13 protein-coding genes are annotated in these 16,344 nt (G+C 64.9%); 6 read left to right on the forward strand and 7 right to left on the reverse strand.

Annotated features, from left to right (window positions below; translation table 11 throughout):
- Positions 1 to 356: 356 nt before the first annotated feature.
- The 7 genes from NU1_RS01300 to rpmH all read right to left on the reverse strand — a co-directional run bounded on the left by NU1_RS01300 (position 357) and on the right by rpmH (position 4,434).
- Complete coding sequence (locus NU1_RS01300) at positions 357 to 809, reverse strand: hypothetical protein (RefSeq protein ID WP_067516464.1); 453 nt, start codon at positions 807 to 809, stop codon at positions 357 to 359.
- A 43-nt stretch (positions 810 to 852) separates the two neighbouring features.
- A complete protein-coding gene (gene rsmG / locus NU1_RS01305) occupies positions 853 to 1,551 on the reverse strand; it encodes a 16S rRNA (guanine(527)-N(7))-methyltransferase RsmG (protein ID WP_067516466.1) in 699 nt (232 codons plus the stop codon).
- 186 nt (positions 1,552 to 1,737) lie between these two features.
- The gene (locus NU1_RS01310) at positions 1,738 to 2,274 is read right to left on the reverse strand and encodes a Jag family protein (RefSeq protein WP_067516581.1); all 537 of its coding nucleotides are present in this window, start codon (positions 2,272 to 2,274) and stop codon (positions 1,738 to 1,740) included.
- Positions 2,275 to 2,321: 47 nt separating this feature from the next.
- The gene (gene yidC / locus NU1_RS01315) at positions 2,322 to 3,395 is read right to left on the reverse strand and encodes a membrane protein insertase YidC (RefSeq protein ID WP_067516467.1); all 1,074 of its coding nucleotides are present in this window, start codon (positions 3,393 to 3,395) and stop codon (positions 2,322 to 2,324) included.
- A gap of 4 nt (positions 3,396 to 3,399) precedes the next feature.
- On the reverse strand, positions 3,400 to 3,795 hold the full coding sequence (gene yidD, locus NU1_RS39910) for a membrane protein insertion efficiency factor YidD (RefSeq protein WP_084520873.1): 396 nt from the start codon (positions 3,793 to 3,795) through the stop codon (positions 3,400 to 3,402).
- Entirely contained in the window at positions 3,792 to 4,196 is a 405-nt protein-coding gene (rnpA, locus tag NU1_RS01320) for a ribonuclease P protein component (protein WP_084520874.1), read from the reverse strand. The genes yidD and rnpA overlap by 4 nt, the downstream gene beginning before the upstream one ends.
- A gap of 94 nt (positions 4,197 to 4,290) precedes the next feature.
- Positions 4,291 to 4,434, reverse strand: coding sequence for a 50S ribosomal protein L34 (gene rpmH / locus NU1_RS01325; protein ID WP_033085250.1), 144 nt, complete (start codon positions 4,432 to 4,434; stop codon positions 4,291 to 4,293).
- A 583-nt stretch (positions 4,435 to 5,017) separates the two neighbouring features.
- Between rpmH and dnaA the strand changes: the two genes are divergently transcribed.
- From dnaA to gyrA, 6 genes are all read left to right on the forward strand, one after another.
- On the forward strand, positions 5,018 to 6,916 hold the full coding sequence (dnaA, locus tag NU1_RS01330) for a chromosomal replication initiator protein DnaA (protein WP_067516468.1): 1,899 nt from the start codon (positions 5,018 to 5,020) through the stop codon (positions 6,914 to 6,916).
- Between the two features lie 901 nt (positions 6,917 to 7,817).
- Positions 7,818 to 8,987 (forward strand): DNA polymerase III subunit beta, encoded by a 1,170-nt coding sequence (gene dnaN, locus NU1_RS01335; protein WP_067516470.1) that lies wholly within the window; start codon positions 7,818 to 7,820, stop codon positions 8,985 to 8,987.
- A 150-nt stretch (positions 8,988 to 9,137) separates the two neighbouring features.
- Complete coding sequence (recF, locus tag NU1_RS01340) at positions 9,138 to 10,331, forward strand: DNA replication/repair protein RecF (RefSeq protein WP_067516472.1); 1,194 nt, start codon at positions 9,138 to 9,140, stop codon at positions 10,329 to 10,331.
- Between the two features lie 305 nt (positions 10,332 to 10,636).
- Positions 10,637 to 11,212, forward strand: a complete 576-nt coding sequence (locus NU1_RS01345; protein WP_067516474.1) for a DUF721 family protein — start codon at positions 10,637 to 10,639, stop codon at positions 11,210 to 11,212.
- Between the two features lie 465 nt (positions 11,213 to 11,677).
- Positions 11,678 to 13,732 carry a DNA topoisomerase (ATP-hydrolyzing) subunit B gene (gene gyrB, locus NU1_RS01350; RefSeq protein WP_067516476.1) on the forward strand — a complete coding sequence of 685 codons (2,055 nt, stop codon included), beginning with the start codon at positions 11,678 to 11,680 and terminating at the stop codon, positions 13,730 to 13,732.
- Between the two features lie 53 nt (positions 13,733 to 13,785).
- On the forward strand, positions 13,786 to 16,302 hold the full coding sequence (gyrA, locus tag NU1_RS01355; RefSeq protein ID WP_067516478.1) for a DNA gyrase subunit A: 2,517 nt from the start codon (positions 13,786 to 13,788) through the stop codon (positions 16,300 to 16,302).
- Positions 16,303 to 16,344 lie beyond the last annotated feature (42 nt).

The following is a 16,344-nucleotide window of genomic DNA, read 5'->3' on the forward strand; positions in this document are numbered from 1 at the left end:
CCCCGAGAACTTCAAGACACGTGGTCGAGCTGATGAGGCGCACCCTTGTGTATCCGCCAACGACCTCGGCGATCGCAACCGCTGCCCACGCAACGCTGCGTTGTCACCGAGGTGCGTGATGTGAGTTCGATACCCATTCCGAAGCCGCTTCCAGCCGGGTGCCGGGGATCGCGGGTCTGCGCTCACGCTCGACGCTCCTAGCTTGCCAGCACCGAGAACAATACGGAAGCTGAACGGGGTCGATCACGCTACGACACGCAGTTCCGGTCTCGAACTTCGCTTTCCCGCGCCGTTTTCACAATGTTTCACATGAAACATGCGACCCCGGAACCAGACCGAGGCACCACGCCCTGTCGTCACTGTGACGGCACGGGTGGCTCCGCCGGTATGGGCAGCGAGGCCGGGGAACCTGTTTCACGGGAAACAATGTCGTGCGCGTAGACCGAGACTGCCAGCCGCGCACCGAGATCAGCGAGCCGGCCCAGCGTCGAGACCGAGAGCATCGGCTGCGCGGTCCGGCTCTCAGCGACCGCGTCGTAGCCGAAGTCGAACACTCGATCCTCGACGGCATCCCATCGGGCTCGCGCCTCGGCGGGCAAGCGCTCGAGCACCGCGCAGCAGGCGGCGGCCACCGCATCCGGATCGTCCGCGGGATCGACGGACACCTCGAAGGAGAGCAGCCAGCTGCCGTCGCCGACCGCACCGCAATAGAGCGGGGAGAGGTTCTCGGCGACGGCTTCGAGCGCCTCGCGGAGATCCGTCAGGCCCGCGCTATCGCGGACCTCCACATCAACATTCAGAAAATTCACTGCCCGAGCTTGTTCCACGTGAAACACGAAAAGCAAGCCGATTTCAGCGGCCGCGCGACTTCCGGCGCTCGGAGCGGGGGAGTCGCTCAGCACTGATCACCACCGTGGGGGTCGCCAGTATGCCCACACCACATTCCAGGACTTCGGCCCTACCGGCTCCGGCCCGGGTCAGTTCATCGCGGTCGCGCTCCAACTCCTCGGCCGCGCTGACACCCTTGAGGGCGAGCATCCGCCCGTGCTCGTGGACCAGCGGCATGGACCAGCCCGCCAGCTTCGCCAGCGGAGCCACCGCACGGGAGGTCACCACATCGGCTCCGCCGGCTTCCTTCTTCACACCGGACTGCTCGGCCCGGCCCCGCACCACGGTGACATTCAGTCCGGCGGACTCGATGAACTCGGCCAGGAAGACGGTGCGGCGAAGCAGCGGCTCCACCAAGGTGATTCGGAGGTCCGGTCGGGCGATGGCGAGCGGGATGCCCGGGAGCCCCGCACCGCTGCCGACATCGACCACGGTGGCCCCCTCACCGATCAGCTCACCGATCACGGCGCAGTTGAGGATGTGGCGGTCCCACAGCCGAGGCACCTCGCGCGGCCCGATGAGCCCGCGCTCCACGCCCGCACTCGCGAGGGCGTCGCAGTAGCGCTCGGCGAGGACCAATCGATCACCGAAGATCACCGCGGCCTCAGCGGGCGGCTCGAGATCGGGAGCGGTCAGATCGGCACCTGGTTCCACGTGAAACATCCTTCCGAACTATTCGAACTCATCGACGGTCCCGGGGAATTCGACCGGAACCCACCTGCGGGACTTGGGAGATCCGCCTCGAGGCGGCGGGCAAGAGCACATGCGTGACGGGAGAGGGGACTTACGGATAAGCGTAGGGCCCCCGGTTTGCGAACCGGGGGCCCTATGGCTGTTGCCGTACGCGTGTCAGGCCGGAAGCACCACAACGCGGCGGTTGGGCTCCACGCCTTCGCTCTCGCTCTCGACGCCATCGACGGCCGCCACGGCGTCGTGCACGATCTTGCGCTCGAACGGAGTCATGGGGGTCAGCGATTCCCGCTCGCCGGACTTCAGCACCCGCTCGGCCGCTTCCTTACCCAGTGCGCTCAGCTCCGAGCGGCGCTTGGCGCGCCAGCCCGCGACATCGAGCATGAGCCGGCTACGGACACCCGTCGCCTGCTGCACGGCCAGACGAGTCAGCTCCTGCAGGGCGTCGAGCACCTCACCGCCCCGGCCCACCAGCTTGGTGAGGTCCTTGCCGCCATCGATGCTCACCACCGCGCGGTCACCCTCGACATCGAGATCGATATCGCCATCGAAGTCGAGCACATCCAGCAGTTGCTCGAGGTAGTCACCGGCGATCTCACCCTCTTCGATGAGCGCTTCCTCGGCGTCCTGCACGACATCCGTGTCCGCCGCAGCTGCCGTCACAGTGGGGTCCCCTCCATCGGTCTCAACAGTCATGGTCATTTCCTTCTTCTGCAATTGTCCGGCGCAGGCGCACGCGGGATTCAGCGCCGCTTCTTCTGATTGGGGCGACCGCGGTTGCCGGAGCGCTTCTTATTGCCGGTCGATTTGGCGGTCGACTTGGCAACGGGCTTGGCGCCGTTCTGCGCCGCCGGGGGAGTGGCTTCGGACGCATCCGCGGAGTCATCGGCGGCACCCGACTTCTTCCGCATTTCGACCGGCTTGGCACCCGGCTTCGGAGCGTTCTGCGCGCGACGCTCGGCGGCGGCGGCCTTCTTCTCCTCTTCTTCCTTCTCCATCCGACCGAATACGTAGTGCTGCTGCACGTAGGTCCAGATGTTGTTGGCGACCCAGTAGATGAGGATGGCGACGGGCAGGAACGGACCACCGACCATCACACCGAGCGGGAACACGTACAGCGCCAGCTTGTTCATCATGGCGGCCTGTGGGTTGGCGAGCGCTTCCGGGCTCTGCCGGGCCACCGAGGCGCGGGCATTGAAGTGCGTCGCCACACCGGCGATGATCATGAGCGGGATAGCGACGGCGCCGATGGCGATCTTCGACGGCAAACCACCGGAGACGGTGTAGGCCTGCATCACGCTTTCCGGCATGGTCATGAATGCCGAGAGCGGGGCACCGAAAATACGGGCGCCCAGGAAGGATTGCACGTCCGCGGCACTGAAGACGTAGTTCGCCGTATTGGCATTTTCCTCGACGGACATGCCGAGCTGGCCGAACCCGTGGCCGGTGCGGTTGAACGACCGCAGCACATGGAACAGACCGAGGAATACCGGAACCTGCAGCAGCACCGGCAGACAACCCATGAGTGGGTTGAAGCCGTTGTCCTTCTGCAACTTCTGCATCTCGAGCGCCATCTTCTGGCGATCGTTCTTGTACTTGGCCTGCAGCGCCTTGATCTGCGGCTGGAATTCCTGCATCTGCTTGGTGGTGCGGATCTGCTTCACGAAGGGCTTGTAGAGCACCGCTCGCAGCGTGAAGACGAGGAACACCACAGCCAGGGTCCAGGCCCAACCATTGTCGTAGCCCAGCACGAACCCGAAGGCGCGGTGCCAGAACCACAAGATCCAAGACACCGGGTAATAGATAATGTCGAGCACGGCGCTATGCACTCCCGTCGGTCGTATCGCCGGTCACCGCGGGCGGTGACCCTTTACAAGTCGATGCCTCGCTCGGCGGAGACGACAAGTCGTGTTCAGCCGTCGGAGACGACAGATCATCGCCAGCCGGCGGAGATGCCCAGGCTTGCCTGGGCTTGCGCTCCGGAACGGGGTCCCACCCACCAGGGTGCCAGGGCGCACATTTGGCCAGTCGCACGGCCGCCAATCCGAGTCCGATGAAAAGTCCTCGGGTGCGCAACGCTGTCACCGCGTACTCGCTACAGGTGGGGGTGAAACGACACACCGGCATACGAGTGGGGGAGATGTAGGTCCGATACAGCTCGATGAGAAAGATCAAGGCCCGGGCCGGCAGGCGCGCCGCGGCACGCAGGGCGGTCATGCGTCGCTGCCGGTGAGAACGCCGAGTTTACGTAGTCCGGCGTGTAGCTGCCGTCGCAGTTCGTCGGACGATGCGTCCGCGGCGCCGGGCAGTGCACGAAGCACCACGTCGGCGCCGTCGGGTAGCTCCGCGGCCAGGCTCGAGCAGATATGACGCAGGCGGCGGGCCACCCGGTGGCGTACCACCGCGTTTCCCACCGCCTTGCTGACGATCAATCCGAATCGCGGCCCGCCTACCCGAACGGTCGGCAGCTGCTGGTTCGCCACGTCCTGCTCACTGTCGCGCCCGCCGCCATCTAGTAGCACGTGCACGACAAGATCCCGCCTCCCGATCCGCCGGCCACGGCGCACCGTCCGGGAAAAGTCGGTACGACGATGCAGCCGATAGGACTCAGGCAACACCTGAGCGTCCGAGCGGGAAGGAGTAGGCGGGAGTCCGGAAGAACGATCCGTACGGCGAGCCGGTCATGCGACGCCGAATCCGGGTGTTATCGGATCAGGCCGTGAGCTTCGCGCGGCCCTTGCCGCGCCGCGCGGAAACGATGGCGCGGCCCGCACGGGTCCGCATCCGGAGACGGAAGCCGTGGACGCGCGCCCGACGACGGTTGTTCGGCTGGAACGTCCGCTTGCCCTTGGCCACGGTCAACACTCCTCTAGGTGGTGGACGTCTGATGACGCCCGAAGCTTATTCGGTGAAACATGTTCGCGATGGACTCGCGCGCAAGACCCTTGTCAGGCACGGGCAGCAGACAGCCGCCACCGCACCATAGGGTGACTGTACGAGGGTACTGATCACGTGATCGAGGGTCAAACTCGGGGTGGGGTGATGACCGTCGCGCTGCTGGTCAGCGGTCCAGATCGACAGCCCACCGCTACCGCCACCTCAGCCTATTCGGCCCAGCGCCACTGCGCGACACGTCTTTCCAGGGCATTCGTCTCGCGGCGGGTCCTCGTGTACGGTCCTTCACACGGCTTGCCCAGCGAATCACCCGTCGGTTGCTCGACGGTTGCTGAAGAACCGCAGGTATACGCCCGATTCGGGGGAACCGCCGCGTCGCCCCGCATATCCCCAGGTTGTCCACATCTGTGGATAATTGTGTGGAAAGACCCCTGGAGTGGCATATTCGTAGGGCCGACGGTGCTTTGCCGACGCTCGGACTGTGGGGGATCCGAGCAGCGCCGACCGTCTGCTCCTATCGACTACTCCGGGGAGGACGACGTTCGTGGACGCCGAGCAGAACGAGTTGACCGCCGTATGGCCCGATGTCGTGGCCGAACTCACCGCGGGTTCCACCGACGGTGAGATCCAGCCCGTCTCCAAGGCGCTCAAAGCCTGGCTGGGGCTCATTACGCCGATCACCTTCGCGCAGGGGTTCGCCCTGCTCTCGGTATCCGGACCCTTGGCGCAGCAGGTCGTGGAACGCGATCTGAGAGAGCCGATTCTGCGTTCTCTGGCGCGTCGGCTCGGCCCCCAGGTGGAGGGCCTCGGGGTGCGGATCGCCGCACCGCAGCACCCGCCCGCCGATCGCGCGCCGAACCCTCGCCACGCCCGGATGACCTCCCGTCCGGAGCGCCCGCGCGAGCCGCATCAGGCACCGCCGCAGTATTCGTCGGCACCGGAACCCCGGATGGCCGAACGTCCCGCTCCGCGCTTCCAGGCCCAGCAGGAGTACGCCGAATCGCCGCGCTACCTGGATCCTCCGGAGTATTCGGACCGGGATAGCTATGCACCTGTGGATTACGGTCAGCCGCAGATGGCCGAGGAATTGCCGGAGCCGATGCCGGAGCGCATGCCCGAGCGCATGTCGGAGCCGATGAACGAACCCATGCAGCGCATGCCCGAGCCGATGCCGCAGCAGATGTCGCCGCAGCAGCAGCCCCAGCAGCGGCGACGGGAAGCCCCGCATCGCTCCCAGCAGCTGCCGCCGGGCCAGGAATCACTGTTCCCGGCAGAGCCGGAATCCGAACCCGATCCGATGCCCGCCGCGCGGCGGCCGGTGGAGACCGATGACGACGAGCCGGTCGTCAATGCCCGCAACTCGTGGCCGACCTACTTCAATAAGTCCCCCGAGCGCGACACGCCCTCGTCGTCCTCGGCCAGCCTGAACGCCAAGTACACCTTCGAAACCTTCGTCATCGGTGCCTCGAACCGGTTCGCACATGCGGCCGCGGTGGCCATCGCGGAGGCTCCGGCGCGGGCCTACAATCCGCTGTTCGTTTGGGGCGCTTCGGGTTTGGGGAAGACGCACCTGCTACACGCGGCCGGTCACTACGCCCAGCGGTTGTTCCCCGGGATGCGGGTCAAGTACGTATCCACCGAGGAGTTCACCAACGACTTCATCAACAGTCTGCGCGACGACCGGAAGGTGGCGTTCAAACGCCGCTACCGGGAGACCGACATTCTGCTGGTGGACGACATCCAGTTCATCGAGGGTAAGGAAGGCATCCAGGAGGAGTTCTTCCACACCTTCAATACGCTGCACAACGCCAATAAGCAGATCGTGGTGTCCTCGGACCGCCCGCCCAAGCAGCTGGCCACCCTGGAGGAGCGGCTGCGCACCCGCTTCGAATGGGGCCTCATCACCGATGTGCAGCCGCCGGAGCTGGAGACGCGAATCGCGATCCTGCGCAAGAAGGCCCGGATGGACCGCCTCGACGCACCGCACGACGTGCTGGAGCTCATTGCCAGCCGGGTGGAGCGCAATATCCGGGAGCTGGAGGGTGCGCTGATCCGGGTGACGGCATTCGCCTCGCTCAATGGTCAGCCGCTGGATCTGCCCCTGGCCGAGATGGTGTTGCGCGATCTCATGCCCGATACCGCCACCATGGAGATCACCGCGGCCACGATCATGGCCGTGACGGCGGAGTACTTCAATACCACCCTCGAGGAGCTGACCGGTCCGGGTAAGGCGCGGCCGCTGGCGCAGGCCCGGCAGATCGCCATGTACCTGTCCCGAGAGCTCACCGACCTATCGCTGCCCAAGATCGGTCAGGCCTTCGGTCGTGACCACACGACGGTCATGTACGCCGAGAAGAAGGTGCGCAAGGAGATGACCGAACGGCGCCGAGTCTACGACCAGGTTCAAGAACTAACAGCCCGAATTAAACAGCGTTCGCGCTGATCCACAGTCCACAGGCCCCCACGTCTTCTGACGTGGGGGTCTTGTGTTTTCGGGGTTGTGGATTCCTCGAGGATTCCTCGAGGAAACTCTGTGGATTCCTCGAGGAATCCCACTGTTGTCCACCGGTTTGCTACCAGGCCTCCGCTAACAGCTGTGCACGGCCGGTAGTGCACAGTTCCCACAGGCAGATTCATGCACGGGGCCTGACCGGCCAGGATTCGAGTTATGCCCTGTGGATTCCTCGAGGACTCCCTGTCAGGTCCTCGAGGAATCCTCGAGTTGTCCCCGGATTCGCTCCCATGTGGGCAGACTGGGCCAGAACGGTGGAACAACTCGAGGACGACTCGAGGATGAATGTGGGACAACTTCGGATCTCCACAGTCGCTCCGCATTCATCCTCGAGTCACTCCACGGACATCCACACGCCACCGCGCGCTCTCACCTGCGGAAATGGGCGAAGTCCACAGATTCCACACGACCTATTACTACTTAGATTTCTCTCCTAGAGAACTCTTCTTTAAAACAGGGTGTGTGGAAACTCGGTTTGGGAGCGCACGGTTCGACCCAGCGCACTCCACACTCGAACAGCGGCCTGGACAAGACGAAGTGGTCTCTCGTGCACAGGCACATCGCTCACGGAGCCCCATGCGTTGCAACCCATAGCCATCGCGCATCGGTCGCAGTGCCTCGTGCCACGTCCCGCTCGGTCCTCGGATGCTCGACACCGGAAAACCGCTCGGAGGGTCGACGTTGGCGACTAGCCCTTGCGCGGGTACGGTTTGGTGTCGGTTGCCTGTGCCAGACTTTTGTAGGCACCGATTCACCAGCAGCCCTGTGCACTAGCCGCGCTGGACGAGCCGATGCAGATCACGACCGAGATTGGGAGAGGACACACCGGGCGATGGAACTGGCAAGCATGAAGTTTCGGGTCGCTCGCGAGGATTTCGCCGAATCCGTTGCGTGGGTGGCTCGCAGCCTGCCCTCGCGACCTCCAGTGCCTGTACTCGGCGGCGTGCTCCTCGTGGCGGATGAAGACGGCCTGACGGTCTCCGGGTTCGACTATGAGGTCTCCGCGCAGATGCGGGTGGCGGCCGAAGTCGCGGGCGGCGGACAGGTTCTCGTATCGGGTCGCCTGCTGGCGGATATCACCAAGGCGCTCTCCAACAAGCCGGTGGATGTCTCGGTGGACGGCACTCGCGTACTGATCCAGTGCGGCAGTGCGAAGTTCTCGCTGCCCACCATGCCGGTCGAGGACTATCCCCAACTTCCCGAACTTCCTCCCCAGACCGGTGAGCTCGCGGTCGATGTGTTCTCCGAGGCGGTCGGCCAGGTAGCCGTGGCCGCGGGACGCGATGACACGCTGCCCATGCTCACCGGCATCAGGGTCGAAATCGAAGGCCCCAAGGTAGTTCTCGCGGCCACCGACCGCTTCCGGCTCGCTGTGCGCGAACTGGAGTGGAATCCGGGCCGCGCGGATGTGGAGACCGCGGTGCTGGTCCCGGCTCGCACCCTGTCCGAGTCGGGTAAGACGCTCGGTGCCTCCGATCAGCCGGTGCAGTTGGCGTTCGGGACCGGCTCCGACGGCCTGCTCGGCATCGTGAACGGCGGGCGCCGCACCACGACCCGGCTGCTGGACGCGGAGTTCCCCAAGTTCCGCCAATTGCTCCCCAAGGAGCACACCTCCATCGCCACCCTGGCGGTCAGCGCGCTCACCGAGGCCATCAAGCGTGTGGCGCTGGTGGCAGAGCGTGGCGCACAGGTGCGAATGGAGTTCTCCGATCAGGGCCTGCTGTTGTCGGCGGGCGGTGACGATGCCGGTCGCGCCGAGGAGTGGATCGAGGCCGACTTCCGTGGTGAGGCGCTGACCATCGCGTTCAATCCGGGCTACCTGGTGGACGGTCTGTCCGCGCTGCGTTCGGATCGGGTGATCTTCGGATTCACCACGCCCAGCCGTCCCGCGGTGCTGCTGCCGGCGCCGGAGGCCGATCCCGAGCCGCTCGATTCGGGCGCTTTCCCGGCACTGGTCGGTAACTACATCTACCTGCTGATGCCGGTCCGGCTTCCGGGCTGAGAGTCTGTGCACAGTGTTGACAACTCTGTGAAAAAGTCGGTGCGAGCGGGGAGTTCGTCATCTTTCAGCGGATTCCCCCGTGCCACACGGGTTTTCCACAGAGATATCTCGGACAGCGATATTTCTGGCGCGACGGACGCGGTGGAGTAGATGTACATTCGGGCGCTGTCGCTGCTCGATTTCCGCTCCTGGGAGCAGGCTGAACTCGAATTGCCCCCGGGTCGAACGGTTTTCCTCGGCTCCAATGGCAATGGCAAGACCAACTTGGTCGAAGCGGTCGGCTACCTGTCCACACTCGGTTCACACCGGGTATCGGCGGACACGCCGCTGATCCGGATCGGCACCCAGCGCGCCCGGATCGGGGCCACGGTGGTCAATACCGGCCGCGAGCTGCGCATCGATGTGGAGCTGAATCAGGGCACCGCCAATCGCGCGCAGATCAACCGGTCCCCGGTGCGGCGGACGCGGGAGATCCTGGGGATTCTGCAGACCGTGCTGTTCGCGCCGGAGGATCTGTCGCTGGTACGTGGTGATCCTTCCGAGCGTCGGCGCTTCCTGGATGAGTTGGCCACCGCGCGCCTGCCGCGCCTGGCCGGGGTGCGCGCGGACTACGACAAGGTATTGCGGCAGCGCTCCGCACTGTTGAAGACCGCCGGTCGCCACGGGCGTTCGAGTGGTCGCGGTGGTTCGGGCGCGGAGTTGAGCACCCTCGACGTGTGGGACGGTCACCTGGCGACGCACGGGAGTGTGCTGCTCGCGCAGCGGCTGCGACTGGTCCACGAACTTTATCCACACCTTGCACAGGCGTATTCGGCCATCGCGCCCGAATCTCGGCCCGCCACAATCGGTTACCGCAGTTCCAGCCTGCCGCCGGAATTCCTGGACCCCGCCCGCGTGCCACAGAGCGACGATGTGGACGTTCTCGAGGCAATCCTGTTGCGCGAGTTGTCCACAGCCCGTCCCAAGGAACTCGATCGCGGGGTCTGCCTGGTCGGCCCGCACCGCGACGATCTGGATCTCATGCTCGGTTCGGCACCGGCCAAGGGTTTCGCCAGTCACGGCGAATCCTGGTCCTTCGCACTGGCTTTGCGCCTGGGCGCCTTCGAATTGCTGCGCGCCGAGGGCAGCGATCCGGTGCTCATCCTCGACGACGTCTTCGCCGAACTCGATCGCCGCCGCCGCACCGCCCTGGCCACCGTCGCCGCCACCGCCGAACAGGTATTCATCACCGCGGCCGTCGCCGAGGATGTGCCCGCCGAACTCGAAGCCAATCCACTGCGCGTGGAAACCACGGGCGAGGCCGACCACCGCGCCTCCCGCTTGTCCGCCTCCCCGAGTCTTTAGCGCATGGCTCCGAGCCGCTGCCCGGCATGCACGCGTGCCGCCGGTTGGGAGCCGAGCCGATTTTGGGCGTACCCGGCGAGTTACCCCGAACCTCACGAAATCAGTCGGCCAGCCTCAACCACTGGCGTGTACTTGTCGGTCGGCGGCTCTAGTCTGGACGCTCGGGACGCGACATCTGATCTCGTAAGGATCGGGGTAACTCGTCGGGTACCCCTGAAGTAGATTTGGCACCCAACAGGCGGCGCGCGTGCACGACGGTCAGCGGCTCGGAGCCGCGCGCTGAAGTCGCGGAGAGGCGGACAAGCATGGCCGAACAGCCGGAGCAGTCTGCCGGACAGTCGGGCGGTGCGGGGCCGGACGGTGAATTGCGTGGCGTCGATCTCGCGCGTCGGGCCTTGGAAGAAGCTCGCGCCGCCGCACGGGCGGCCGGAAAGTCGGTCGGCCAGGGGCGGGCCTCGCCGCGTAAGGGCGGGGTTCGAGCTCTCCGTCGTCGTCGCTCGGGGTGGTCGGGAGCGGGTCCGGACGACCGTGATCCCCAGACCTTCGCCGCGCTGACCGGAGCACTCGCCAAGAGTCGAGGCTGGTCGGGCAAGGTCGCCGAGGGGATGGTCTTCGGCCGCTGGGCCGCGGTGGTCGGTGAGGATATCGCCGCCCATGCCGAGCCGGTCACGCTGAAGGACGGCATCCTCAATATCCAGGCCGAGTCGACCGCCTGGGCTACACAGCTGCGGATGCTGCAGTCCGACATTCTCGCCAAGATCAATCGCGCGGTCGGCCACGGCGTGGTGACCTCTCTGCGCATCAATGGCCCGGCCGCCCCCAGTTGGCGCAAGGGTGACCGCCACATCAAGGGCCGCGGTCCCCGCGACACCTACGGGTAGGCCACCGCCCTCAGCAGTGGGCGCGAGCGTCCGAAGATCGAAACCTGCTGTTCAGGCGGCGGTTTCACGTGGAACCTGTCGGTGGGTGCGACTAGGCTCGGGGTAGATCGCCACCGTCGTGCGTGCCAGCGAACCCCCGACGTTCCAGCGAGTTGCTGGTGAACTTTGTGGCGTCTTCTGTGGCGATATGGCACGCGCCCGCTGAGGCTCACTCGAGCGCTGCCGCCTATCTCCCGACATATTGATGGTCGATTTCACGCACCTGCGTTCCATTCAGGGGTGTCATAGGTGCATTCTGTGTCGGGTCTACCAGTAGGATGGTGGGGTAACTAGCGGCGATACCTCCGGCGCGTTCCGCAGAGCCCGCGCGTGCACCCGTAATTCTCGAGCAGACCCGAGTTGGTGCCGCACGCGTGCTGCTCGCGCTGCACCGGAGGATCAGCAAGTAAGGAGAGCTACCGAGCAGTGGCTGCCAACGACTCCAACGCAAGTGGCTCGACCCCGGCCAAGGCAGGGAACCAGGGGGATTACGATGCCTCCAATATCACCGTGCTGGAGGGCCTCGAGGCCGTCCGTAAGCGCCCCGGTATGTACATCGGTTCCACCGGTGAGCGCGGCCTGCACCACCTGATCTGGGAAGTTGTCGACAACTCCGTCGACGAGGCGATGGCCGGATACGCCAGCCGCGTCGATGTCACGCTGTTGGCCGACGGCGGCGTCGAGGTGGTCGACGACGGCCGCGGTATTCCGGTGGCAATGCACGCCCAGGGTGTGCCGACCATCGAGGTCGTCATGACGCAGCTGCACGCCGGTGGCAAGTTCGACTCCGATTCCTACGCGGTGTCCGGCGGTCTGCACGGTGTCGGTATCTCCGTGGTGAACGCGCTGTCGACCCGCCTGCAGGCGGAGATCGACCGCGACGGCTACCACTGGAGCCAGGAGTACAAGGACTCCAAGCCGGGCAAGCTGGTCCAGGGCGACACGACCAAGCGCAAGGGCACCACCATCCGCTTCTGGGCGGATCCGAATATCTTCGAGACCACCACCTACAACTTCGAGACGGTGGCCCGCCGCCTGCAGGAGATGGCGTTCCTGAACAAGGGACTCACCATCACCCTCACCGATGAGCGGGTCTCCGAGGGCGATGTCACCGACGAGGTGGTCAGCGATACCGCCGAGGCGCCCAAGCACGCCGACGAGACCGCCGCGGCCGCCGCCACGCCGAAGGTGAAGACCCGCACCTACCACTACCCGGGTGGGCTCGAGGACTACGTCAAGCACATCAACCGGACGAAGACCCCGATCCACAATTCGATCGTGGCGTTCACCGGTAAGGGCACCGGGCACGAGCTCGAGGTGGCCATGCAGTGGAACTCGGGCTACTCCGAGTCGGTGCACACCTTCGCCAACACCATCAACACCCACGAGGGTGGCACGCACGAGGAGGGCTTCCGCGCGGCGCTCACCACGGTGGTGAACAAGTACGCGAAGGATAAGAAGCTCCTCAAGGAGAAGGACGGCAACCTCACCGGCGACGACATCCGCGAGGGCCTGGCCGCCATTGTGAGCGTCAAGGTCTCCGAGCCGCAGTTCGAAGGTCAGACCAAGACCAAGCTCGGCAATACCGAGGTGAAGTCGTTCGTACAGCGTGCCTGCAACGAGCACCTGGGGCACTGGTTCGAGGCCAATCCGGCCGACGCCAAGACCATTGTCACCAAGGCTGTTTCGTCGGCGCAGGCGCGGATGGCGGCCCGCAAGGCCCGAGAGCTGGTGCGCCGCAAGAGCGCGACCGATCTGGGTGGTCTGCCGGGCAAGCTGGCCGACTGCCGCTCCAAGGATCCGAGCAAGTCCGAGATCTACATCGTGGAGGGCGACTCCGCCGGTGGTTCGGCCAAATCCGGCCGGGACTCCATGTACCAGGCGATTCTGCCGCTGCGCGGCAAGATCATCAATGTCGAGAAGTCCCGTATCGACAAGGTGCTCAAGAACAACGAAGTCCAGGCGATCATCACCGCGTTCGGCACCGGCATCCACGACGAGTTCGACCTCGCCAAGCTGCGGTACCACAAGATCGTGCTGATGGCCGACGCCGACGTGGACGGTCAGCACATCTCGACCCTGCTGCTGACCCTGCTGTTCCGCTTCATGCGCCCGCTGGTCGAGCAGGGGCACGTGTACCTGGCGCAGCCGCCGCTGTACAAGCTCAAGTGGCAGCGCAGCGAACCGGAATTCGCCTACTCCGATCGGGAGAAGGACGGCCTGGTGGAGGCCGGTCTGGCCGCGGGCAAGAAGATCAACAAGGACGACGGTATCCAGCGCTACAAGGGTCTCGGTGAGATGAACCCGAAGGAGCTGTGGGAGACCACCATGGACCCGACCGTTCGGGTCCTGCGCCTGGTCACCCTCGATGACGCCGCCGCGGCCGACGAACTGTTCTCGATCCTCATGGGCGAGGACGTCGAGGCGCGCCGCAGCTTCATCACCCGCAACGCCAAGGATGTTCGTTTCCTCGACGTGTAAGCGAGGCACGTGCCCGAGGTCCAACTCGACAGACTTCCCATGGAGACCAATTCATGACTGAGACTTCGCTGCCTCCGCATGGTGGCGACCGCATCGAGCCGGTCGACATCCAGCAGGAGATGCAGAACTCCTACATCGATTACGCCATGAGCGTGATCGTGGGCCGCGCGCTGCCCGAGGTGCGCGACGGCCTCAAGCCGGTGCACCGCCGCATCATGTACGCGATGTACGACAACGGGTACCGCCCCGACCGCAGCTATGTGAAGTCGGCCCGCCCGGTCGCCGACACCATGGGTAACTATCACCCGCACGGCGATACGGCCATCTACGACACCCTGGTGCGCATGGCCCAGCCGTGGTCGCTGCGCTACCCGCTGGTGGACGGCCAGGGCAACTTCGGTTCGCGCGGTAATGACGGCGCGGCCGCCATGCGTTATACCGAGTGCCGCCTGACACCGCTGGCCATGGAGTTGCTGCGCGAAATCGACCACGAGACGGTCGATTTCGTCCCCAACTACGACGGTAAGACCCAGGAACCGGTGGTCCTGCCCGCTCGCATTCCGGTGCTGCTGATGAACGGCAGCAATGGCATCGCGGTCGGTATGGCCACCAATATCCCGCCGCACAATCTGCGGGAGCTGGCCGACGCCATCTACTGGGCCCTCGATAATCACACCGCCGACGAGGAAGCCACCCTGGAAGCGTGCATGGAGCGCGTGAAGGGTCCGGACTTCCCGACCTCGGGTCTGATCGTGGGCACGCAGGGCATTCACGACGCGTACACCACCGGCCGCGGCTCGGTGAAGATGCGCGGTGTGGTGGAGATCGAGGAGGACGCCCGCGGGCGCACCACCATCGTCATCACCGAACTGCCGTACCAGGTCAATACCGATAACTTCATCAACTCGATCGCCGAGCAGGTGAAGGACGCCAAGATCGCCGGCGTCTCCGATATCCACGACGAGTCCTCCGACCGCGTGGGTATGCGCATCGTCATCACGGTCAAGCGTGACGCGGTCGCCAAGGTGGTGCTGAACAACCTCTACAAGCACACCCAGCTGCAAACCAGCTTCGGCGCGAACATGCTGTCCATCGTGGACGGGGTGCCCCGCACGCTGCGCCTGGATCAGATGATCCGGTACTACGTGAACCACCAGTTGGAAGTCATTATCCGACGGACCACGTACCTGCTGCGCAAGGCCGAGGAACGCGCTCATATCCTGCGTGGTCTGGTGAAGGCGCTCGATCAGCTGGACGCGGTGATCGCCCTGATCCGCCGCTCGGCCAATACCGATACCGCTCGCACCGGCCTGATGCAGCTGCTCGATATCGACGAGATCCAGGCGACAGCCATTCTCGATATGCAGCTGCGTCGCCTGTCCGCCCTGGAACGGCAGAAGATCCTCGACGAATTGGCCAAGATCGAGGCCGAGATCGCCGATTACAAGGACATTCTGGCCAAGCCGGAGCGGCAGCGCGCCATCGTGCGCGACGAGCTGCAGGAGATTGTCGACAAGTACGGTGACGATCGCCGCACCAAGATCATCTCGGCGGATGGCGATGTGGCCGACGAGGATCTGATCGCCCGCGAGGACGTGGTCGTCACCATTACCGAGACCGGCTACGCCAAGCGCACCAAGACCGACCTCTACCGCTCGCAGAAGCGCGGCGGTAAGGGCGTGCAGGGCGCGGGTCTCAAGCAGGACGACATCGTCAAGCACTTCTTCATCACCTCCACCCACGACTGGCTGCTGTTCTTCACGAACAAGGGCCGGGTGTACCGGGTGAAGGCGTACGAGCTGCCGGAGGCCATGCGCACGGCGCGCGGACAGCACGTGGCTAACCTGCTGGCGTTCCAGCCGGATGAGAAGATTGCTCAGGTCATTCAGATCACGACCTACGAGGACGCTCCCTATCTGGTGCTGGCCACCCGCAAGGGCCTGGTGAAGAAGTCCAAGCTGACCGATTTCGACTCCAACCGCAGCGGCGGCATCGTGGCCGTGAACCTGCGCGAAGACGACGAACTGGTCGGTGCGGCACTCTGCGCCGCAGACGATGACCTGCTCCTCGTTTCCGCGCACGGCCAGTCCATCCGTTTCGCCGCCAATGACGAGATATTGCGTCCAATGGGCCGCGCCACCTCCGGCGTGCAGGGCATGCGCTTCAATACCGACGATGAACTGTTGTCGCTCAACGTGGTTCACGAGGGTGAGGAGGGGTACCTGTTGGTCGCGACGTCCGGCGGCTACTCCAAGCGCACCGCGCTCGAGGAGTACACGGCGCAGGGTCGTGGTGGAAAGGGCGTATTGACCATCCAGTACGACCCGAAACGTGGCAGTCTGGTGGGAGCACTCATCGTCAATGACGATGACGAGCTGTACGCCATCACGTCGGGCGGCGGTGTCATCCGGACCATCTCGAACCAGGTTCGCAAAGCCGGACGCCAAACCAAGGGCGTGCGATTGATGAACCTCGGCGAGGGCGATACGTTGCTTGCTATCGCGCGCAACGCCGATGAGCCAGACCAGCTTTCCGGCGAAGACGATGCCAGTGATTCGACGAAGCAGTAGTTTTCTCGACAGCAGCGGCGGCACAACGGATCGAAGGATTCA

The organism is Nocardia uniformis NBRC 13702 (assembly GCF_001613345.1).
GTDB classification, from domain to species: domain Bacteria; phylum Actinomycetota; class Actinomycetes; order Mycobacteriales; family Mycobacteriaceae; genus Nocardia; species Nocardia uniformis.

Bases quoted from the DNA above. Each gene is read 5' to 3' on its own strand.
- rsmG (WP_067516466.1), bottom strand. From the start codon at position 1,551: ATGTTTCACGTGGAACCAGGTGCCGATCTGACCGCTCCCGATCTCGAG.
- NU1_RS01310 (WP_067516581.1), bottom strand. From the start codon at position 2,274: ATGACTGTTGAGACCGATGGAGGGGACCCCACTGTGACGGCAGCTGCG.
- yidD (WP_084520873.1), bottom strand. From the start codon at position 3,795: ATGACCGCCCTGCGTGCCGCGGCGCGCCTGCCGGCCCGGGCCTTGATC.
- dnaN (WP_067516470.1), top strand. From the start codon at position 7,818: ATGGAACTGGCAAGCATGAAGTTTCGGGTCGCTCGCGAGGATTTCGCC.
- recF (WP_067516472.1), top strand. From the start codon at position 9,138: ATGTACATTCGGGCGCTGTCGCTGCTCGATTTCCGCTCCTGGGAGCAG.
- NU1_RS01345 (WP_067516474.1), top strand. From the start codon at position 10,637: ATGGCCGAACAGCCGGAGCAGTCTGCCGGACAGTCGGGCGGTGCGGGG.
- gyrA (WP_067516478.1), top strand. From the start codon at position 13,786: ATGACTGAGACTTCGCTGCCTCCGCATGGTGGCGACCGCATCGAGCCG.